The 19,662-nt window shown below is 69.0% G+C and carries 25 protein-coding genes; 2 read left to right on the top strand and 23 right to left on the bottom strand.

What is annotated here, in order from left to right; genetic code table 11:
* Positions 1–303 precede the first annotated feature (303 nt).
* Positions 304–861: a Uma2 family endonuclease gene (locus AB0E96_RS09175; RefSeq protein ID WP_359820446.1), complete on the top strand. Its 558-nt coding sequence runs from the start codon at positions 304–306 to the stop codon at positions 859–861.
* A gap of 42 nt (positions 862–903) precedes the next feature.
* On the opposite strand, the gene glmS is transcribed toward AB0E96_RS09175, so the two are convergent.
* Positions 904–2,760 carry a glutamine--fructose-6-phosphate transaminase (isomerizing) gene (gene glmS / locus AB0E96_RS09170; protein WP_359820443.1) on the bottom strand — a complete coding sequence of 619 codons (1,857 nt, stop codon included), beginning with the start codon at positions 2,758–2,760 and terminating at the stop codon, positions 904–906.
* Positions 2,761–2,859: 99 nt separating this feature from the next.
* On the opposite strand from glmS, the gene coaA reads away from it, so the two are divergent.
* Entirely contained in the window at positions 2,860–3,855 is a 996-nt protein-coding gene (gene coaA, locus AB0E96_RS09165) for a type I pantothenate kinase (protein WP_359820439.1), read from the top strand.
* A gap of 61 nt (positions 3,856–3,916) precedes the next feature.
* Here coaA and glmM read toward each other — a convergent pair whose 3' ends face one another.
* From glmM to AB0E96_RS09055, 22 genes are all read right to left on the bottom strand, one after another.
* Positions 3,917–5,281 (bottom strand): phosphoglucosamine mutase, encoded by a 1,365-nt coding sequence (glmM, locus tag AB0E96_RS09160; protein ID WP_359820437.1) that lies wholly within the window; start codon positions 5,279–5,281, stop codon positions 3,917–3,919.
* A 168-nt stretch (positions 5,282–5,449) separates the two neighbouring features.
* On the bottom strand, positions 5,450–5,953 hold the full coding sequence (gene rpsI, locus AB0E96_RS09155) for a 30S ribosomal protein S9 (RefSeq protein ID WP_224273932.1): 504 nt from the start codon (positions 5,951–5,953) through the stop codon (positions 5,450–5,452).
* 45 nt (positions 5,954–5,998) lie between these two features.
* On the bottom strand, positions 5,999–6,442 hold the full coding sequence (rplM, locus tag AB0E96_RS09150) for a 50S ribosomal protein L13 (protein ID WP_030055846.1): 444 nt from the start codon (positions 6,440–6,442) through the stop codon (positions 5,999–6,001).
* A gap of 232 nt (positions 6,443–6,674) precedes the next feature.
* On the bottom strand, positions 6,675–8,333 hold the full coding sequence (locus AB0E96_RS09145) for an ATP-binding cassette domain-containing protein (RefSeq protein WP_359820435.1): 1,659 nt from the start codon (positions 8,331–8,333) through the stop codon (positions 6,675–6,677).
* Between the two features lie 41 nt (positions 8,334–8,374).
* Positions 8,375–9,286 (bottom strand): tRNA pseudouridine(38-40) synthase TruA, encoded by a 912-nt coding sequence (gene truA / locus AB0E96_RS09140; protein ID WP_359820433.1) that lies wholly within the window; start codon positions 9,284–9,286, stop codon positions 8,375–8,377.
* An 88-nt stretch (positions 9,287–9,374) separates the two neighbouring features.
* Positions 9,375–9,854 (bottom strand): 50S ribosomal protein L17, encoded by a 480-nt coding sequence (gene rplQ / locus AB0E96_RS09135; RefSeq protein ID WP_097237496.1) that lies wholly within the window; start codon positions 9,852–9,854, stop codon positions 9,375–9,377.
* A gap of 126 nt (positions 9,855–9,980) precedes the next feature.
* Positions 9,981–11,003, bottom strand: coding sequence for a DNA-directed RNA polymerase subunit alpha (locus tag AB0E96_RS09130; RefSeq protein WP_049649049.1), 1,023 nt, complete (start codon positions 11,001–11,003; stop codon positions 9,981–9,983).
* A 130-nt stretch (positions 11,004–11,133) separates the two neighbouring features.
* Entirely contained in the window at positions 11,134–11,541 is a 408-nt protein-coding gene (gene rpsK / locus AB0E96_RS09125) for a 30S ribosomal protein S11 (protein WP_030232513.1), read from the bottom strand.
* A 72-nt stretch (positions 11,542–11,613) separates the two neighbouring features.
* A complete protein-coding gene (gene rpsM, locus AB0E96_RS09120) occupies positions 11,614–11,994 on the bottom strand; it encodes a 30S ribosomal protein S13 (RefSeq protein WP_188306769.1) in 381 nt (126 codons plus the stop codon).
* A 172-nt stretch (positions 11,995–12,166) separates the two neighbouring features.
* Positions 12,167–12,280 (bottom strand): 50S ribosomal protein L36, encoded by a 114-nt coding sequence (rpmJ, locus tag AB0E96_RS09115; RefSeq protein WP_003956441.1) that lies wholly within the window; start codon positions 12,278–12,280, stop codon positions 12,167–12,169.
* 32 nt (positions 12,281–12,312) lie between these two features.
* The gene (infA, locus tag AB0E96_RS09110) at positions 12,313–12,534 is read right to left on the bottom strand and encodes a translation initiation factor IF-1 (protein ID WP_003956442.1); all 222 of its coding nucleotides are present in this window, start codon (positions 12,532–12,534) and stop codon (positions 12,313–12,315) included.
* Positions 12,535–12,728: 194 nt separating this feature from the next.
* Positions 12,729–13,154 carry a large conductance mechanosensitive channel protein MscL gene (gene mscL / locus AB0E96_RS09105; protein ID WP_359820430.1) on the bottom strand — a complete coding sequence of 142 codons (426 nt, stop codon included), beginning with the start codon at positions 13,152–13,154 and terminating at the stop codon, positions 12,729–12,731.
* Between the two features lie 142 nt (positions 13,155–13,296).
* Positions 13,297–14,136, bottom strand: a complete 840-nt coding sequence (gene map, locus AB0E96_RS09100; protein WP_359820428.1) for a type I methionyl aminopeptidase — start codon at positions 14,134–14,136, stop codon at positions 13,297–13,299.
* A gap of 117 nt (positions 14,137–14,253) precedes the next feature.
* The gene (locus AB0E96_RS09095; RefSeq protein WP_359820426.1) at positions 14,254–14,907 is read right to left on the bottom strand and encodes an adenylate kinase; all 654 of its coding nucleotides are present in this window, start codon (positions 14,905–14,907) and stop codon (positions 14,254–14,256) included.
* Positions 14,907–16,217: a preprotein translocase subunit SecY gene (gene secY / locus AB0E96_RS09090; protein ID WP_359820423.1), complete on the bottom strand. Its 1,311-nt coding sequence runs from the start codon at positions 16,215–16,217 to the stop codon at positions 14,907–14,909. The genes AB0E96_RS09095 and secY overlap by 1 nt, the downstream gene beginning before the upstream one ends.
* Before the next feature lie 309 nt (positions 16,218–16,526).
* The gene (rplO, locus tag AB0E96_RS09085; protein WP_359820449.1) at positions 16,527–16,982 is read right to left on the bottom strand and encodes a 50S ribosomal protein L15; all 456 of its coding nucleotides are present in this window, start codon (positions 16,980–16,982) and stop codon (positions 16,527–16,529) included.
* Positions 16,982–17,164, bottom strand: coding sequence for a 50S ribosomal protein L30 (rpmD, locus tag AB0E96_RS09080; RefSeq protein WP_030055835.1), 183 nt, complete (start codon positions 17,162–17,164; stop codon positions 16,982–16,984). The genes rplO and rpmD overlap by 1 nt, the downstream gene beginning before the upstream one ends.
* Positions 17,164–17,784 carry a 30S ribosomal protein S5 gene (rpsE, locus tag AB0E96_RS09075; protein ID WP_030393306.1) on the bottom strand — a complete coding sequence of 207 codons (621 nt, stop codon included), beginning with the start codon at positions 17,782–17,784 and terminating at the stop codon, positions 17,164–17,166. Before rpsE ends, rpmD begins: the two co-directional genes overlap by 1 nt.
* A 48-nt stretch (positions 17,785–17,832) precedes the next feature.
* On the bottom strand, positions 17,833–18,216 hold the full coding sequence (rplR, locus tag AB0E96_RS09070; protein ID WP_030280785.1) for a 50S ribosomal protein L18: 384 nt from the start codon (positions 18,214–18,216) through the stop codon (positions 17,833–17,835).
* A 3-nt stretch (positions 18,217–18,219) separates the two neighbouring features.
* Complete coding sequence (rplF, locus tag AB0E96_RS09065) at positions 18,220–18,759, bottom strand: 50S ribosomal protein L6 (RefSeq protein WP_359820420.1); 540 nt, start codon at positions 18,757–18,759, stop codon at positions 18,220–18,222.
* Positions 18,760–18,781: 22 nt separating this feature from the next.
* The gene (gene rpsH, locus AB0E96_RS09060) at positions 18,782–19,189 is read right to left on the bottom strand and encodes a 30S ribosomal protein S8 (RefSeq protein WP_030280781.1); all 408 of its coding nucleotides are present in this window, start codon (positions 19,187–19,189) and stop codon (positions 18,782–18,784) included.
* Between the two features lie 287 nt (positions 19,190–19,476).
* Positions 19,477–19,662, bottom strand: coding sequence for a type Z 30S ribosomal protein S14 (locus AB0E96_RS09055; RefSeq protein WP_030055830.1), 186 nt, complete (start codon positions 19,660–19,662; stop codon positions 19,477–19,479).

The following is a 19,662-nucleotide window of genomic DNA, read 5'->3' as shown; positions in this document are numbered from 1 at the left end:
CCGGGTCAGCAGCCGCGCGCAGGTCGCGGCCAGCCCCGCGGCCGCCCGCTGCATCAGGGTGCCCTCCGGCAGCCGCGCCATCAGCCCGGCCTCGGCGGCCCGGACGGTGTCCACAGGGTGTGCATGACGCATGGGGAGAACTCCTTCAGCGGTCGGCTACCGCCGACGCTAGCCCGCGTCACCGCCCCGCGGGAGCCCGGCCTGCGGCACACTTTCGAGTGACAACCACTTCGATTCCCCACCGGTGTCGGTCCGTGCACCTACCTTGTGGCTCGGCACGGACCCACAGGAGGGAGAAGGGCCATGGTCGCCATGCCAGCTGTCGAGGGCCCGCTGGGCGAGGACAGCCTTCTCCAGGCGTTTCTGGAGCTGGACACCCCGCTGGGAAGCAAGGCCGAGTTCATCGAAGGGGAGATCGTCGTGACACCGCCACCGGACGGACACCACGAGGGCGCGGTCTCGAAGCTCGCCAAGCAGTTCTTCCGGAATGCTGCGATCGATCTGGACATCGCAGGCGTCAAGGGCCTGATCACTCCCAAAGGCCGGTTCATCCCTGACGGCACGGTCGTCCCGGCCGACCAGTTCGACCATTTGGATTCCTGGGCCCCGGCGGTCGGTGTCCTCCTCGTCTTCGAGGTCACCTCGATCAACCCGCACAAGGACCGCGAGCCCAAGCGAAGGGGCTACGCCGCCGCGCGAATCCCCTGCTACCTGCTGATCGACCGCACCGACGGCATGGTCACCCTGTTCACCGAACCCGACGGCGAGGACTACATCACCCAGACCAAGGTCGAGTTCGGCAAGTCGATCGACCTCCCCGCCCCGTTCTCCTTCACGCTCGACACGGCGCCCCTGCGGTAGGACGCAGCCACCGCAGGGGCGCCGTTGCCGACGAGCGCGGTCCTACTCGACGGTGACCGACTTCGCCAGGTTGCGCGGCTGGTCGACCTCGTGGCCCTTGGCCGTGGCCAGCTCGCAGGCGAAGACCTGCAGCGGGACGGTGGAGACCAGCGGCTGCAGCAGGGTCGGCGTGGCCGGGATGCGGATCAGGTGGTCCGCGTACGGGACGACGGCCTCGTCGCCCTCCTCGGCGATCACGATCGTGCGGGCGCCACGGGCCCGGATCTCCTGGATGTTGGAGACGATCTTGTCGTGCAGGATCGACCGGCCGCGCGGCGAGGGCACGACCACCACGACCGGCAGCCCCTCCTCGATCAGCGCGATCGGGCCGTGCTTGAGCTCGCCCGCCGCGAAGCCCTCGGCGTGCATGTACGCCAGCTCCTTGAGCTTGAGCGCGCCCTCCAGGGCCACCGGGAAGCCGACGTGGCGGCCGAGGAACAGCACCGAGCGGGCGTCGGCCAGCGAGCGGGCCAGCTCGCGCACCGGCTCCATGGTCTCCAGGACCTGCTCGACCTGCTTCGGCGCGTCGCCGAGCTCCTTGATGACGGCGAAGATCTCGTCGCCCCACTTGGTGCCGCGCACCTGGCCCAGGTACAGGGCGACCAGGTAGCAGGCGACCAGCTGGGTCAGGAACGCCTTGGTGGAGGCGACCGCGACCTCGGGGCCGGCGTGGGTGTACAGCACCGCGTCCGATTCGCGCGGGATGGTGGAGCCGTTGGTGTTGCAGATCGCCAGCACCTTGGCGCCCTGCTCGCGGGCGTGCCGCAGGGCCATCAGGGTGTCCATCGTCTCGCCGGACTGCGAGATGGCGATGACCAGCGTGCCCGGGCCCATGATCGGGTCGCGGTAGCGGAACTCGGAGGCGACCTCGACCTCGCAGGGGATGCGGGTCCAGTGCTCGATCGCGTACTTGGCGATCATGCCGGCGTGGAAGGCCGTGCCGCAGGCCACGATGACGACCTTGTCGACCGAGCGCAGGTCGGCGTCGGAGATCCGCAGCTCGTCGAGGGTCAGCCGGCCGTCGGTGCCGATCCGGCCCAGCAGGGTGTCGGCGACCGCCTTCGGCTGCTCGGCGATCTCCTTGAGCATGAAGTAGTCGTAGCCGCCCTTCTCGGCGGCCGAGGCGTCCCAGTCGACGTGGTACTCGCGCACGTCGGCCGGGGTGCCGTCGAAGTTGGTGACGGTCACGCCCTCCCGGCGCAGCTCGACCACCTGGTCCTGGCCCAGCTCGATCGCCTCACGGGTGTGGGCGATGAAGGCGGCGACGTCCGAGGCGAGGAAGTTCTCGCCCTCGCCCCGGCCGACCACCAGCGGCGAGTTGCGGCGGGCACCGACGACCACGTCCGGCGCGTCCGCGTGCACGGCCACCAGGGTGAAGGCGCCCTCCAGCTGACGGCAGACCACCCGCATGGCCTCGGCGAGGTCGCCCGCGTAGGCCTCGCCCAGCAGGTGGGCGACGACCTCGGTGTCGGTCTCGGAGCGCAGGGTGTGGCCGCGCTCGGCGATCTCGGCGCGCAGCTGGGCGAAGTTCTCGATGATGCCGTTGTGCACCACCGCGACGCGCTGCCGGTCGTCCAGGTGGGGGTGGGCGTTGGCGTCCGTCGGGCCGCCGTGGGTGGCCCAGCGGGTGTGGCCGATGCCGGTGGTGCCGCCGGGCAGAGGGGTCTCGGCGAGCGACTTCTCCAGGTTGGCGAGCTTGCCCGCCCGCTTGTCGGTGGCCAGGCTCCACTGCCCGTCGGAGTCCTGCACCTGCACCGCGACACCGGCCGAGTCGTAGCCCCGGTACTCCAGCCGCTGCAAGCCTGCGATTACTACGTCGAGGGCGGTCTGAGCGCCCACGTATCCAACAATTCCGCACATGCGTGCCAGCATAAGGGCGGTTCTCCGGCCGTTTTCCCGCCGCGCGGGAACACTGCGTGACCGACACCACAACCACCGTGAACGCCGCTACGGCTCACAATGGAGCATGTGCTGACCGAACTCTGTACGCGGGGCGCCGCCACGCCCGGCCCGTCGCCGTCGCCCTACGTGGACCTCAGCCGGGCCGAGTGGAGCGCGCTGCGCGAGCGTACGCCGCTGCCGTTGACCGCCGAGGAGGTGGAGCGGCTGCGCGGCCTCGGCACCGCCCTCGACCTGGACGAGGTCCGCGACGTCTACCTGCCGCTGTCGCGCCTGCTGAACCTGTACATCCACGCCACGCACGAGCTGCGCGGCGCGCTGGGCACCTTCCTGGACACCCCGGACACCGAGCGCACCCGCACCCCGTTCATCATCGGCGTGGCCGGCTCCGTCGCGGTCGGCAAGTCGACCACCGCCCGCCTGCTCCAGGCGCTGCTCGCCCGCTGGCCCGAGCACCCCCGGGTCGAACTGGTCACCACTGACGGCTTCCTGCTCCCCAACGCCGAGCTGCGCCGCCGCGGTCTGATGGCCCGCAAGGGCTTCCCGGAGTCGTACGACCGCCGGTCGCTGATGCGCTTCGTCGCGGACGTGAAGGCGGGCAAGGAGCGGGTCAGCGCTCCGGTCTACTCGCACCTGGTGTACGACATCGTCCAGGGCGAGCGACTGACCGTGGAGCGCCCGGACATCCTGATCGTCGAGGGCCTGAACGTGCTCCAGCCGGCCCTGCCCGGCACCGACGGCCGCACCCGCCTCGCGGTGGCCGACTACTTCGACTTCTCGATCTACGTCGATGCCAGGACCGACGACATCGAGCACTGGTACCTGGACCGCTTCCGCAAGCTGCGGCAGACCGCCTTCCAGGACCCGAACTCCTACTTCCGCCGCTTCACCGAGGTGCCGGAGGAGGAGGCGATGGAGTACGGCCGGCAGGTCTGGCGCACCATCAACAAGCCCAACCTGCTGGAGAACGTCCTGCCGACCCGCGGCCGGGCCACCCTGGTCCTCCAGAAGGGCGCGGACCACAAGGTCCGCCGGGCGCTGCTGCGCAAGCTCTGAACGCACGACAGGAAGGGCCCCCGCCTCGCGCGGGGGCCCTTCGCCGTGTCTCCGTCCGGGCTCAGCCCAGGTGGGTGCGCACCGCCTCGGCCAGCCGCTGCGCGACCGCCTCGGCCTGCACCGGGTCGGCGGCCTCGACCATCACGCGCACCAGCGGCTCGGTGCCGGACGGGCGCAGCAGCACCCGGCCGGTGGAACCCAGCTCGGTCTCGGCGCCGGCGACCGCGGCGGCCAGCTCGGTGCTGGTCCGCACCCGGGACTTGTCGACGCCCTTGACGTTGATCAGCACCTGCGGCAGCCGGGTCATCACGGCGGCCAGGTCGGCCAGCGGCTGCTTGGTGGCGGCCAGCCGGGCGCCCAGCATCAGGCCGGTCAGGGTGCCGTCACCGGTGGTGGCGTGGTCCAGCAGGATCACGTGGCCGGACTGCTCGCCGCCCAGCGCGAAGCCGTGCTCCTTCATCGCCTCCAGCACGTAGCGGTCGCCGACGGCGGTCTCCACCAGCTCGATGCCCTCGCGCTCCATCGCCAGCTTGAAGCCGAGGTTGGACATCACGGTGGCCACGGCGGTGTTGCCGCGCAGGGTGCCGGCCTCCTTCATGGCGACCGCGAGGATGGCGATGATCTGGTCGCCGTCCACCTCGTTGCCCTCGGCGTCGGCGGCCAGGCAGCGGTCGGCGTCGCCGTCCAGGGCGATGCCCAGGTCCGCCTTGTACTCCTTCATCGCGACGCGCAGCCGGTCCAGGTGGGTGGAGCCGACGCCGTCGTTGATGTTGAGGCCGGTGGGCTCGGCCCCCAGGGTGTGGACGACCTCGGCGCCGGCCCGGGCGAAGGCCTCGGGGGCGACGTAGGCGGCCGCGCCGTGGGCGCCGTCGATGACGACCCTGACGCCGTCCAGGCGGTTGGGCAGCACGCCGATCAGGTGGGCGACGTACTTGTCGAAGCCCTCGGTGTACTCGCGCACCCGGCCGACGGCCGCGCCGGTCGGACGGTTCCAGTCCTCGTCGCCGAGCGAGTGCTTGCGGTAGTGGGACTCGATCGCGTCCTCGATCCGGTCGTCCAGCTTGTGGCCGCCGCGGGCGAGGAACTTGATGCCGTTGTCCGGCATGGCGTTGTGGCTGGCGGACAGCATCACGCCGAAGTCGGCGCCGAGCGCGCCGGTGAGGTACGCCACGGCCGGGGTGGGCAGGACGCCGACCCGCAGGACGTCGACGCCGGCACTCGCCAGACCGGCGATGACGGCGGCCTCCAGGAACTCGCCCGAGGCGCGCGGGTCACGGCCGACCACCGCGACCGGCCGGTGGCCGTCGAAGGCACCGGCCTCGCCGAGCACATGGGCCGCCGCGACCGACAGGCCGAGCGCCAGCTCCGCCGTCAGGCCCTCGTTGGCCACCCCGCGCACGCCGTCCGTACCGAAGAGTCGTCCCACTGTCCCGTTCCTCCATCACCACTGCTCGGAACCCAACCGATGATCCCGGCCGCCGCACAGTAGCCGGGGAACACGTCGCCCCGGAGTACACGGGGTACTCCGGGGCGACGGTTTCGCACAACCGGGGGGTGCGCGCCGCCAGGGCGGACCGCACCCCCGGGGAGGCGATTAGCGCTTGCTGTACTGCGGCGCCTTGCGGGCCTTCTTCAGACCGGCCTTCTTGCGCTCGACGGCGCGGGCGTCACGGGTCAGGAAGCCGGCCTTCTTCAGCGCGCCGCGGTTGTTGTCCACGTCGGCCTCGTTCAGGGCACGGGCGACGCCGAGGCGCAGCGCGTAGGCCTGGCCGGAGACGCCGCCACCGCTGATGCGGGCGACGACGTCGTAACGGCCGTCCAGCTCGAGGAGCTTGAAGGGCTCGTTCACGGTCTGCTGGTGCACCTTGTTGGGGAAGTAGCCCTCGAGGGTGCGGCCGTTGATCTTCCACTGGCCGGTGCCGGGGACGATGCGCACGCGGGCGATCGCCTCCTTGCGGCGGCCAAGGCCGGCGCCCGGGACGGCCTCGCCGAAGCGGCCGGCCAGGGACTCGGAGGTGTAGCTCTCCTCGGAGGTGTACTCGCCCTCGACGACGGTCTCGTCGAAGTCGACCTCAAGGGTTTCAGTGGTCTCGGCCACGGTGTTCCTCAGCTCTTTTCAGTGTTGGGGGGCTTGGTGGCCGAATTACTGCGCGACCTGGGTGATCTCGAACGGCACCGGCTGCTGGGCAGCGTGCGGGTGCTGGTCGCCCGAGTAGACCTTCAGCTTCGAGAGCATCTGGCGGCCCAGGCTGTTCTTGGGGATCATGCCCTTGATGGCCTTCTCGACGGCCTTCTCCGGGTTGTTCGCCAGCAGGTCGTCGTAGCGCACCGAGCGCAGACCGCCCGGGAAGCCCGAGTGGCGGTAGGCCAGCTTCTGGGTCTTCTTGTTACCGGACAGGTGCACCTTGTCGGCGTTGATGATGATGACGAAGTCACCAGTGTCAACGTGCGGCGCGTAGATCGCCTTGTGCTTGCCCCGGAGGAGGTTGGCGGCCTGGGAGGCCAGGCGGCCGAGCACGACGTCGGTCGCGTCGATGACGTGCCACTGACGCTGGACGTCGCCGGGCTTGGGGCTGTACGTACGCACGGTCGTAGCCTTCGCTTTTCAGTGAGTGAGTCCTGACAGGAGCACCCGGACGGAAGAGCAGCCTGGCCACCCTTGGACGCAATTCAAGGGGGACCGCTGGTCGACGACCTGATGTCTCCGGCGTACCGACCTCTCACGTGAGATAGAGCGAGCCAATACGCACATCAAGCGTCCAGGTTACCGGCAGGGCCGGAGCGGGTCAAAAATGCCCGGGACCGGCCCCTGCCGTCACTCAGCGTTCGCGCTCCACCCTGGTCACGTCCCAGACCGGCTCCGCCGACTCGAACACCTTGCCGTCCGCGCCGAACACCAGGAAGCGGTCGAAGGTCTTGGCGAACCAGCGGTCGTGGGTGACGCACAGCACGGTGCCCTCGAAGGCCTCCAGGCCGGCCTGGAGGGCCTCGGCGCTCTCCAGGTCCAGGTTGTCGGTCGGCTCGTCCAGCAGCAGCGCCGTCACCCCGGAGAGTTCGAGCTTGAGGATCATCAGCCGGGCCTGCTGCCCGCCGGACAGCGACTCGAACTTCTGCTCCTCCTGGCGGTCCAGCTCGTACCGGCGCAGCGCCCCCATCGCGGCGCCGCGGCTGAGCGCGTGCTCCTCCTCGACGATCGACCGCACGGTGCGCCCGAACAGCTCCGGGTGGGCGTGGGTCTGCCGGAAGTGGCCGGGCACGACCCGGGCGCCGAGCTTCCAGTCCCCGGTGTGCTCGACCGTCGTGTCGCCGGCCAGCAGCCGCAGCAGGTGCGACTTGCCGGCGCCGTTGGCGCCCAGCACCGCCACCCGCTCGCCGTAGAAGACCTCCAGGTCGAAGGGGTCCATCAGGCCGGTGAGCCCCAGCCGCTCCAGGGTGAAGGAGCGCATGCCGGTGCGGCCGCCCTTGAGCCGCATGGTGATGCTCTGCTCGCGCGGGGGCTCCTCCGGCCGGCCGGCCTCCTCGAACTTCTTCAGCCGGGTCTGGGCGGCGGCGTAGCGGGTGGCCAGCGCGTGGCTGACGGCCGCGGCCTGGCGCAGGGTGACGACCAGCTTCTTGAGCTTGGCGTGCTCCTCGTCCCAGCGCCGGCCCAGCTCCTCGAAGCGCGCGAAGCGGTCCTTGCGGGCCTCGTGGAAGGAGTCGAAGCCGCCGCCGTGCACCCAGACGCTGCTGCCCGCCGCGCCGGTCTCCACGGAGATGATCTTGTCGGCCGTCCTGGAGAGCAGCTCGCGGTCGTGCGAGATGAACAGGACGGTCTTCGGGGTGGCCTTGATGGCCTCCTCCAGCCAGCGCTTGGCCGGGACGTCCAGGTAGTTGTCGGGCTCGTCGAGCAGCAGCACCTCCTCCGGGCCGCGCAGCAGCGCCTCCAGCACCAGCCGCTTCTGCTCGCCGCCGGAGAGGGTGTTCAGGCCGCGCCACTGGGCCTTGTCGAAGGGCATCCCCAGGGCCGCCGTGGTGCAGACGTCCCAGTCGGTCTCGTAGTCGTAGCCTCCGACGTCGGCCCAGTCGGAGAGCGCCTGGGCGTAGGCCATCTGCGTCTTCTCGTCGTCCTGGGCGATCATCGCCAGCTCGGCGGCGTCCACCGCGCGGGCGGCCCTGGCGATCCGCTCGGGGGCGACCGAGACCAGCAGGTCGCGCACCGAGGCGTCGGCCGGCAGCGCGCCCGGGGTGGCCTGCTGGTCCTCGCGGCCGGTGGTGCCGACGAACTGGCGCATCACGCCGAGCCCGCCGCTGATCGTCACCGAGCCGCCGTGCGGCTGGAGGTCCCCCGCGATCATCCTCAGCAGGGTGGTCTTGCCGGCGCCGTTGGCGCCGACCAGGGCGACCGCGGCGCCCTCACCGACCCGGAAGGACGCGTCGTCGAACAAGACGCGCCCGTCCGGCAGGTAGTACTCCAGGTGCGAAATCTCGACGTGTCCCATGGGAGCGATTCTCCCAAGCCGACGCGCCGGGCCAAAACGGATTACCCGACGGCCGGCTGCCCGGGCAGGGTGCGCATCCGCCGGGCCGCCCGGTTGCGCTCGGCCAGCTGGTCGTCCGGCGGGTAGCCGACCTCCTCCAGCGTGAGCCCGTACGGCCGGATCACGTTGACGGCGGAGTTGCGCACCCCGCCGGCCAGCACCTCGCCGGGGAACTCCACCGGCCGGTGCCCGTCGCCGACCAGCAGCATCGCGCCGACCAGCGCCCGGACCATGTTGTGGCAGAAGGCGTCGGCCCGGACGGTGGCGACCGCGAGCGAGCCCTCCTGGGTCGCGTAGGAATCCACCGGGACGCGGTCCCAGCGCAGCTCCAGCAGGGTGCGGATGGTGGTGGCGCCCTCGCGCTTCTTGCAGTACGCGGCGAAGTCGTGCTCGCCGAGCAGCAGCTTCGCGGCCTCGTTCATCCGGTCGACGTCCAGCGGGCGGTCGTGCCAGAGCACGTGGCCGCGCAGCAGCGGGTCCACCCCGCCCGGGTGGTCGGCGACCCGGTACGCGTACCGGCGCCAGATCGCCGAGAAGCGGGCGTCGAACCCGGCCGGCGCCTCGCCGACCCGGTAGATCCGGACGTCCCCGGGCAGCCGGCCGGCCAGTCGGCGCAGCAGCTTCTCCCGGTGCGCCTCCCACAGCTCCGCCGGCAGGTCGACATGGGCGACCTGGCCCCGGGCGTGCACCCCGGCGTCGGTACGGCCGGCCACGGTCAGCGGGAACGGCTCCGAGCTGCGGGTGACGATCCGGAGCGCGGTCTCGATCTCCTCCTGGACCGTCCGGCGGCCGCCCTTCTGGCGGGCCCAGCCGGAGAACTCGGCGCCCTGGTAGGCGAGGTCGAGCCGGACCCGGACGTACCCCTCGGCCGGGCCGTCCTTCACCGGCGGCTGCTCGGCGCAATCGTTGACCACTGCTTCTCTTCTCCCGGACCTCGGAAACACGGAACGGGCCCGCTCCCCCATCGCTGGGAGAGCGGGCCCGCAACCACACCTAGCGGTGTCAGGCCTGCTCGGCGGCCTCGGCCTCGTCGGCCTTGGTCTCGACGGCGGCGGCCTCGTCGGCCTCCTTGACGGCGCGCTTGGTGGCGGCCTCGGCCTCGCCGACGGCGGTCTGCGCGACGGTCAGCGCCTCGACCAGCTCGATCACGGCCATCGGGGCGTTGTCGCCACGACGGGGACCGATCTTGGTGATGCGGGTGTAGCCACCCGGGCGGTTCTCGTAGCGCGGCGCGATCTCGGTGAAGAGGGTGTGCAGCACCGACACGTCGGTGATGGTCTTGCGCACCAGGCGACGGTTGTGGATGTCGCCCTTCTTCGCCTTGGTGATCAGCTTCTCCGCCAGCGGGCGCATCCGACGGGCCTTGGCCTCGGTCGTGGTGATGCGGCCGTACTGGAACAGCTCCCGGCACAGACCGGCGAGCAGCAGCGGCTCGTGGTGCGGGCCGCCGCCGAGGCGGGCACCCTTGGTGGGACGCGGCATGGATTACTCCTTGGATCTCCGACTACGGCCGTATCAGGTACCGCGGCGGGCGTACGGGCACTGTGCCCGTACGGCTTTCACGACGACGGGGGCGGCTCCGTGGAACCGCCCCCGCGGCCAAATCTCTTAGTACTGCTCGGTCTCGGCGAAGTGCGAGTCGTCGAGGTCGTCGGCGCCGAAGGCGTCGGCGGCAGCGGTCGGGTCGAACCCGGGCGGGCTGTCCTTGAGGGCCAGGCCCATGCCGGCCAGCTTCGCCTTGACCTCGTCGATCGACTTCGCGCCGAAGTTGCGGATGTCGAGCAGGTCGGCCTCGGAGCGGGCGACGAGCTCACCCACGGTGTGGATGCCCTCGCGCTTGAGGCAGTTGTAGGAGCGGACCGTGAGCTCCAGCTCCTCGATCGGCAGCGCCAGGTCGGCGGCCAGGGCGGCGTCCGTCGGGGACGGGCCCATGTCGATGCCCTCGGCGTCGATGTTCAGCTCGCGGGCGAGGCCGAACAGCTCCACCAGGGTCTTGCCGGCCGAGGCCATGGCGTCGCGCGGACGCATGGCGGGCTTGGTCTCGACGTCGACGATCAGCTTGTCGAAGTCGGTCCGCTGCTCGACACGGGTGGCCTCGACCTTGTAGGTGACCTTCAGCACGGGGCTGTAGATCGAGTCGACCGGGATGCGGCCGATCTCCTGGCCGGAGGCCTTGTTCTGGACGGCGGAGACGTAGCCGCGACCGCGCTCGACGGTCAGCTCCATCTCCAGCTTGCCCTTGCCGTTCAGGGTGGCGAGGACCAGCTCGGGGTTGTGCACCTCGACACCCGCCGGCGGGGCGATGTCGGCGGCGGTGACGACACCCGGGCCCTGCTTGCGCAGGTACATCACGACCGGCTCGTCGTGCTCCGAGGAGACGACCAGCTGCTTGATGTTGAGGATGAGGTCGGTCACGTCCTCCTTGACGCCCGGCACGGTGGTGAACTCGTGCAGGACGCCGTCGATGCGGATGCTGGTGACAGCGGCACCCGGGATCGACGACAGGAGCGTGCGGCGCAGGGAGTTGCCGAGGGTGTAGCCGAAGCCCGGCTCCAGCGGCTCGATCACGAACCGCGAGCGGAACTCGTCGACGACCTCTTCGGTCAGCGAGGGACGCTGAGCGATAAGCATGGGGAGGTTCCTCCAGTGTGTCTTCGGCACCCACTATTTGATGCCGACAGGACCAAGAGTACGGGGTCCCGCGAAAAACGGGACCCCGTACCAGGTTTAAAGCATGACCCGCGTGCCCGAAGGCGCTGCGTCAGACGCGGCGGCGCTTCGGCGGACGGCAGCCGTTGTGCGGGGTGGGGGTGACGTCCTGGATCGAGCCGACCTCCAGGCCGGTGGCCTGGAGCGAACGGATCGCGGTCTCGCGGCCGGAGCCCGGACCCTTGACGAAGACGTCAACCTTGCGCATGCCGTGCTCCTGCGCGCGACGGGCAGCGGCCTCGGCGGCCATCTGCGCGGCGAACGGGGTGGACTTGCGCGAGCCCTTGAAGCCGACGTGGCCGGCGGAGGCCCAGGAGATCACGTTGCCCGCGGGGTCGGTGATCGAAACGATGGTGTTGTTGAACGTGCTCTTGATGTGCGCGTGGCCGTGAGCGACGTTCTTCTTTTCCTTGCGGCGGATCTTCTTCGCGCCGGCAGCCTGACGACCCTTGGGGGGCATAAGTCTGTTCTCCTACTGAGGTGGTCGGTCCGCTGACCCGCGGGCCGGAGGGATGTCCGGTTACGGGACGGACTACTTCTTGCCCGGCTTCTTCTTGCCGGCGATCGCGCGACGCGGGCCCTTGCGGGTACGCGCGTTGGTGTGGGTGCGCTGACCGCGGACCGGCAGGCCGCGGCGGTGACGCAGACCCTCGTAGCAGCCGATCTCGACCTTGCGGCGGATGTCGGCGGCCACCTCACGGCGGAGGTCACCCTCGACCGTGTAGTTGGCGTCGATGTACTGGCTCAGCTTGACGAGGTCGTCCTCGGAGATGTCGCGAACGCGGACATCCGGGTTGACACCGGTCTCGGCCAGGGTCTGCTGGGCGCGGGTACGGCCGATGCCGTACACGTAGGTGAGGGCGATCTCGATCCGCTTCTCACGGGGGAGATCAACGCCGGCGAGGCGTGCCATTCAAGGCTCCTGTGGTTCTTCAGAGGTCTTGCGCGCTACCTACTCCTTCGCCTCTCGACGATGGAGCCCCGGCCTCTGACCGGGGGCGGCAGTCCGTCCGGGGACGGATCGGGTAGCCCGCTTATGACGTTTTCGCGTCGCGCGAAGTACTACGAGAAATGCTGGAGAGCGATCAGCCCTGGCGCTGCTTGTGGCGCAGGTTGTCGCAGATCACCATGACCCGGCCGTGGCGGCGGATCACCTTGCACTTGTCGCAGATCTTCTTGACGCTCGGCTTGACCTTCATGTTCAGGTTCTCCGGGTCTAGATCTGACGTTCTTACTTGTAGCGGTAGACGATCCGCCCGCGCGTGAGGTCGTAGGGGCTGAGCTCCACGACGACCCGGTCGTCCGGCAGGATGCGGATGTAGTGCATGCGCATCTTGCCACTGATGTGCGCGAGGACCTTGTGACCGTTCTGCAGCTCGACCTTGAACATCGCGTTCGGAAGAGACTCGATCACGGTGCCCTCGATCTCAATGGCGCCTTGCTTCTTAGCCATGAACTGCGAGATCCACCTTCCGGGACCGGCTACCGTATGCGGAACGCTCGTGCGAACCTGGGTTCACCCCTCCCCCGGAGGGAAGAGGGCGCGCTGAAGCACGCTACGAGTGAGCCGACGGTCCATCCTACGCCAGCGCGTCCGGTGGACCAAAACGGGGGCCCCGGAAAGCGGCCGCCGTCACATCTGCTACGTCAGGCCTTGGTGACGACCGTCAGCGGCTCGACGTGCGCGGTGCAGGCCGAGCAGCGGCGGGCGGCCTCGGGGATGTCGGTGAGGCACTCGGGGCACGGGCGCTTCGGCGCCTTCGGCTTCTTCGGCATGTAGCGCGCGGTGGCCTTGGTGATCGGCAGCACCACGCAGAAGTACAGCACCGCCGCCGTCATCAGGAACGCGATCAGCACGTTGAGGAACTGCCCGTACGGGAAGGTCACCCCGGCCACGGTCGCCTTGTACGAGCTGAAGTCGCCGGCCGCACCGACCACCACGCCCACCAGCGGGGTGAGGAAGGCGGACACGAAGCCGGTCACCACCGCGGTGAACGCGGCACCGATGACCACACCGACCGCCATGTCGACGACGTTGCCGCGCATCATGAAGTCGCGGAATCCCTTGAGCACGTACTCTCTCCTGCTCGCTCGTTAGCCACTGCTGACCACTGCTGACCACTGCCAGCGCATAAAAATAGGACAAAAGCCCTGGAGGTCCAAACCTCCAGGGCTCTGATCCCTTGTCAGCGGCGGCAGTTGACCGCCCCCACGACTAGGCGAGGGGGTCCGGAGCCGCGGTGATGCCCAGCTTGGCCAGCTCGGCCCGGCCGCCGTCGAAGGCGGTCAGCACCAGCGGGCCCTGCTCGGTCACGGCCACCGAGTGCTCCCAGTGCGAGGCCCAGGTGCCGTCGTTGGTGACGACCGTCCAGTCGTCCTCCAGCACGGTGGTGTGCGGGGTGCCGAGCGAGACCATCGGCTCGATCGCCAGCACGGTGCCGGGGACGAGCTTCGGGCCCTTGCCGCGGCCGCGCTCGACGTAGTTCAGCACGTGCGGCTCCATGTGCATCGCGGTGCCGATGCCGTGGCCGCCGTAGCCCTCGGTGATGCCCCACTTGCCCTTGGGCGGCAGCGGCTGGCGGCGGATGTAGCCCTCGATCGCCTTGGAGACGTCGACCAGGCGGTTGTTCTTCTTCATCTGGGCGATGCCGGCCCACATCGAGCCCTCGGTGACCCGGCTCAGCATCTCGACCTCCGGGCGGACCTCGCCGACCGCCACGGTGATGGCCGAGTCGCCGTGCCAGCCGTCCAGGATGGCGCCGCAGTCGATCGAGATGACGTCGCCCTCCTGCAGCACCCGGTCGCCGGGGATGCCGTGCACGACCTCGTTGTTCACCGAGGCGCAGATCACGCCCGGGAACCAGAGCCCGCCGTGGTGGGCCCGGAAGTTCGAGGTGGCACCGTGGCCGGTGATGACCTTGTCCGCGATGTCGTTGAGCTCCTGGGTGGTCACCCCCGGGACGACCGCCTCGCGGCAGGCCTTCAGGGCCTCGGCGACGACCAGCCCGGCCGCTCGCATCTTCGCGATCTGCTCGGGGGTCTTGATCTCCACCATCTGGTCACGCCTTCCAAGTCCGGATTACCACTGTTACCACCGTACGACGCCGAAACGGCCGGGCCACCCGCGTGGGGCGGGCGACCCGGCCGTACCGTCGTACGTTCGCCGAGAGACTCAGCGGTCCTGCTTCAGCGCCTCGATCGCTCGGGCGGTGACCTCGTCCACCTTGCCGAGGGCCGGGATGGTCACCAGCAGGCCCTGCTCCTGGTAGTAGCCGATGATCGGCTCGGTCTTGGAGTGGTACTCCTCCAGGCGGACCCGCACGGCCTCCTCGGTGTCGTCCGAGCGCTGGTAGAGCTCGCCACCGCACTCGTCGCAGACACCCTCGGCCTTCGGCGGGTTGTAGACCACGTGGAAGACGTGGCTGCCGTCCTTGCGGCACAGGCGACGGCCCGCGATCCGCTTGACGACCTCGTCCTCCGGGACCTCCAGGTCCAGCACGCCGTCCAGCTTGATGCCCTGTTCGGCGAGGAACTCGTCGAGCGCCTCCGCCTGACCCAGGTTGCGCGGGAACCCGTCGAGCAGGAAGCCGTGCGCCGCGTCGGGCTGGAGCATCCGGTCCTTGGCCATCCCGATGGTGACCTCGTCCGGCACCAGCCGGCCCGCGTCCATGTAGGTCTTGGCCTCGATCCCCAGCGGGGTGCCCTGACCGATGTTGGCGCGGAAGAGGTCGCCGGTGGAGATGTGGGGAATGGACAGGGTCTTGGCGAGCAGGTGCGCCTGAGTACCCTTCCCGGCCCCGGGAGGTCCGACGAGGACGATTCGCATCAGCGGAGGAACCCTTCGTAATTGCGCTGCTGGAGCTGGCTCTCGATCTGCTTCACAGTTTCGAGTCCGACGCCGACGACGATGAGAACGCTGGTGCCGCCGAACGGGAAGTTTGTCTGCTGTCCGAAGGCGACCAGGGCGATCATCGGGATCAACGCGATCAGGCCCAGGTAGAGCGAACCCGGCCACGTGATCCGGGTCAGCACGTAGTTCAGGTACTCGGCCGTCGGCCGGCCGGCCCGGATGCCCGGGATGAACCCACCATACTTCTTCATGTTGTCGGCAACTTCTTCGGGGTTGAAGGAGATCGCGACGTAGAAGAAGGCGAAGAAGACGATCAGCAGGAAGTAGGTGGCCATGTAGATCGGGTGGTCACCCTTGACGAAGTTCGTCCGGATCCACGTGGCCCAGCCGGCCTGGCTGTTGGTCAGCTGGACCACCAGGGCGGGGATGTACAGCAGCGACGAGGCGAAGATGACCGGGATGACACCGGCCTGGTTCACCTTGAGCGGGATGTAGGTCGAGGTGCCGCCGAACGCCCGGCGGCCGATCATCCGCTTCGCGTACTGGACCGGGATCCGGCGCTGGGCCTGCTCCACGAAGATGACCAGCATCACGACGATCACGCCGACCGCGACCACGGAGAGGAACTCGACCCAGCCGCCGCCGATGGTGCCGGACTGCTTGATGGCCCACATCGAGGACGGGAACTGGGCGGCGATCGAGGTGAAGATCAGCAGCGACATGCCGTTGCCGATGCCGCGGTCGGTGATCAGCTCGCCGAGCCACATGATGACCGTCGTGCCGGCGGTCATGGTGAGCACCATGACGGCGATCCGGAACACGCCGGTGTCCGGGACGATCTGGTTGGCCAGCGGGCAGCCGGAGAACAGCGCACCGCTGGAGGCCGTCGCCACGATGCCGGTGCCCTGGAGCACGGCGAGCGCGATGGTCAGGTAGCGGGTGTACTGGGTGATCTTCGCCTGGCCGGCCTGTCCCTCCTTCTTCAGCATCTCCAGTCGCGGGATCACGACGGTGAGGAGCTGGAGGATGATGCTCGCCGTGATGTACGGCATGATGCCGAGGGCGAAGATCGTCAGCTGGAGGAGCGCGCCACCGCTGAACAGGTTGACGAGTCCGAAGAGGCCACTGTTCTTGGTCTCCTTCACGCACTCGTTCACGGCCGTGAAGCTCACGCCCGGGATCGGGATGTGCGAGCCCAGCCGGAACAGCACCATGATGCCCAGCGTGAACAGCAGCTTCTTGCGCAGGTCGGGCGTCTGGAACGCCCGCGCGAACGCACTGAGCACGGTGCCTCCTGCGCCTCCCGCGCGTCGTCGGCGGGAGGGTCGGTCCTGAATGGGGAGTTTGCGGTACGGGCTCCCGTACAGACGGCACAGGCGAGCCTACGCGCAGCCTACAAGGGAACTCCACGGACTCTAACAGTGCGCAGCCACTCGAAAGAAGCGCGTACCGCCGCTCCCCCACTCACGGGGTACGGGATGCCCGGTTTTGCCACACAAAAGAACGAGCGGAGTCCGGCCGGATATCCCCGGGAACGGCACGAGCCCCGCACCTCCCGAAGGAGGTGCGGGGCTCGAGAGCCGGAGTCAGCGGGCTCAGATGAGCTCGGTGACCGTACCGCCGGCGGCCTTGATCTTCTCGGCGGCCGAACCGGACACGGCGTCCACCGCGACCTGGAGGGCGACCGAGATCTCGCCGGTGCCGAGCACCTTGACGAGGGAGTTCTTGCGAACCGCGCCCTTGGCGACCAGGTCCTCGACGGTGACCTCGCCACCCTGCGGGTAGAGCTCGGCCAGCTTGTCGAGGTTGACAACCTGGAACGTGATCTTGAACGGGTTCTTGAAGCCCTTCAGCTTCGGCAGGCGCATGTGGAGCGGCATCTGGCCACCCTCGAAGCGCTGCGGAACCTGGTAGCGGGCCTTCGTGCCCTTGGTACCACGACCAGCGGTCTTACCCTTGGAGCCCTCACCACGACCCACACGGATCTTGTCGGTCTTGGCACCCGGGGCGGGACGCAGGTTGTGGATCTTGATCGGGTTGTCGCCCATGATCAGTCCACCTCCTCAACCGTCACCAGGTGACGGACCGTGTGGGCCATCCCGCGGATCTCGGGACGGTCCTCCTTCACCACGACGTCGTGCATGCGCTTGAGACCAAGCGAACGCAGGGTGTCACGGTGATTCTGCTTGCTGCCGATGTACGACTTGGTCTGCGTGATCTTCAGGCGAGCCATCAGGCGCTCACCCCAGCAGCACGCGCCCGCAGCAGAGCGGCGGGGGCCACGTCCTCCAGCGGCAGGCCACGACGGGCGGCGATCTCCTCGGGGCGCACGAGGCCCTTCAGAGCGGCCACGGTGGCGTGCACGATGTTGATCGCGTTGTCCGAGCCGAGCGACTTCGACAGGATGTCGTGGATGCCGGCGCACTCCAGGACGGCGCGCACCGGACCACCGGCGATAACACCGGTACCGGGGGCGGCGGGCTTCAGCAGCACGACGCCGGCGGCCTTCTCACCCTGGATCGGGTGCGGGATGGTGCCCTGGATACGGGGGACCTTGAAGAAGTTCTTCTTGGCCTCCTCAACACCCTTGGCGATGGCGGCCGGAACCTCCTTCGCCTTGCCGTAACCGACACCCACGGTGCCGTCACCATCGCCCACCACGACGAGCGCGGTGAAGCTGAAGCGACGACCACCCTTGACAACCTTGGCGACACGGTTGATCGCGACGACGCGCTCGACGTAAGCGGTCTTCTCGACGGCGGGGGCGTTGCCCCGGTCGTCACGCTTACGGTCGCGCCGCTCGCCACCGGTGCCGCCACCGGCGCCGCTGCCGCGGCGCTGGGGTCCAGCCATTGGATTTACCTCTCTCGTTTACGTCCGTCGACAGAGTCGACGAGCGGCTTAGAAGTCGAGCCCGGCCTCACGGGCCGCGTCCGCCAGAGCGGCGATGCGGCCGGCGTACCGGTTGCCCGCGCGGTCGAAGACGACCGACTCGATGCCGGCGGCCTTGGCGCGCTCGGCGACCAGGCTCCCGACCTTCTTGGCCAGCTCGGTCTTGTCGCCCTCGGCGCCCTTGATGGACACGTCGAGGGTGGACGCCGACGCCAGGGTGTGACCCTTGGCATCGTCGATGACCTGGGCGACCATGTGACGGTTCGAGCGCGTCACGACGAGACGCGGACGCACCTCGGTGCCGACGACGCGCTTGCGAACGCGGATCGCGCGGCGCTTGCGAGCGGCGCTCTTGTAGGCGTTGCCCTTGCCGATCTTGACAGAGACACTCATCGCTTACTTACCACTCTTTCCGACCTTGCGGCGGATGACCTCGCCCGCGTACTTGACACCCTTGGCCTTGTACGGGTCGGGCTTGCGCAGCTTGCGGATGTTCGCGGCGACCTCGCCGACCTTCTGCTTGTCGATGCCGTCCACGTGGAACTTGGTGGGCGACTCGACGACGAAGGAGATGCCCTCCGGCGCGGTGATCAGGATCGGGTGGCTGTAACCGAGCGCGAACTCCATGTCGGAGCCCTTCGCGGTCACACGGTAACCAACACCGCTGATCTCCAGCGACTTGCGGTAGCCCGCGGTCACGCCGGTGATCATGTTCGCCACCAGCGTGCGGGTCAGGCCGTGCAGGGCCTTCGAGCGACGCTCGTCGTTCGGACGAGAGACGAGCACAGTGCCGTCCTCGCCCTTGCCGATCCCGATCGGCTCGGCGACGACGTGGGTGAGCGAGCCCTTCGGGCCCTTCACCGAGACCGCCTGGCCATCGATGGTGACGTCCACGCCAGCGGGGACCTGGATGGGCAGCCGTCCAATGCGCGACATTGCTGTACCTCCGTTTCCCGAATTACCAGACGTAGGCGAGAACTTCTCCGCCTACGCCCTTCTTGGCGGCCTGCTTGTCGGTCAGGAGGCCGGACGACGTGGAGATGATCGCCACGCCCAGGCCGCCGAGAACCTTCGGCAGGTTGGTGGACTTTGCGTAAACGCGCAGACCCGGCTTGCTGATGCGCTTGATGCCGGCGATGGAGCGCTCACGGTTGGGGCCGAACTTGAGCTCGATGGTCAGCTTCTTGCCGACCTCGCCCTCAGCCGGCTCCTCAACCTTGTAGGAGGAGATGTACCCCTCCTGCTGCAGGATCTGGGCGACGTGCGCCTTGATCTTGCTGGCCGGCATCGCCACGGAGTCGTGGTACGCCGAGTTCGCGTTACGCAGACGCGTGAGCATGTCTGCGATGGGGTCGGTCATGGTCATGATGGCCTCAGGCCTCTCTCGCCGTGGTTTCTCCGCACCAGGTCCCCCTGCCGCACTCTTCCGAGTGCGCCAGGGGCACAAGCACAGGGGACCTACGACGTAGTAAGACTGGGTGCGAGCCCTCTCTGACGAGGGCCACGGACGTCCATGGGAACGCCGTGGCAGGGGGCCCGACCCCACAACCTTACGGGATTCCGCAAGGAGGCCCAAAACGAGCCGGTGTGGGATCGGGCACCTCTGCTCAGCTGGCGGTGCCTAGGGCTGCTGGCCCCTCTCCGAGGAGAGGACTACCAGGAGCTCTTGGTCACGCCCGGCAGCTCGCCGCGGTGCGCCATCTCACGGAGGCAGACACGGCACAGGCCGAACTTGCGGTACACCGAGTGCGGACGGCCGCAGCGCTGGCACCGGGTGTAGGCCCGGACGCCGAACTTCGGCTTGCGCTCGGACTTCGCGATGAGGGACTTCTTCGCCAT

The sequence above is a fragment of the Kitasatospora sp. NPDC036755 genome, assembly GCF_040636595.1.
Classification (GTDB): Bacteria; Actinomycetota; Actinomycetes; order Streptomycetales; family Streptomycetaceae; genus Kitasatospora.
The sequence above is the reverse complement of the archived record's forward strand: the minus strand, read 5'-3'. Positions and strand labels throughout refer to the sequence as shown.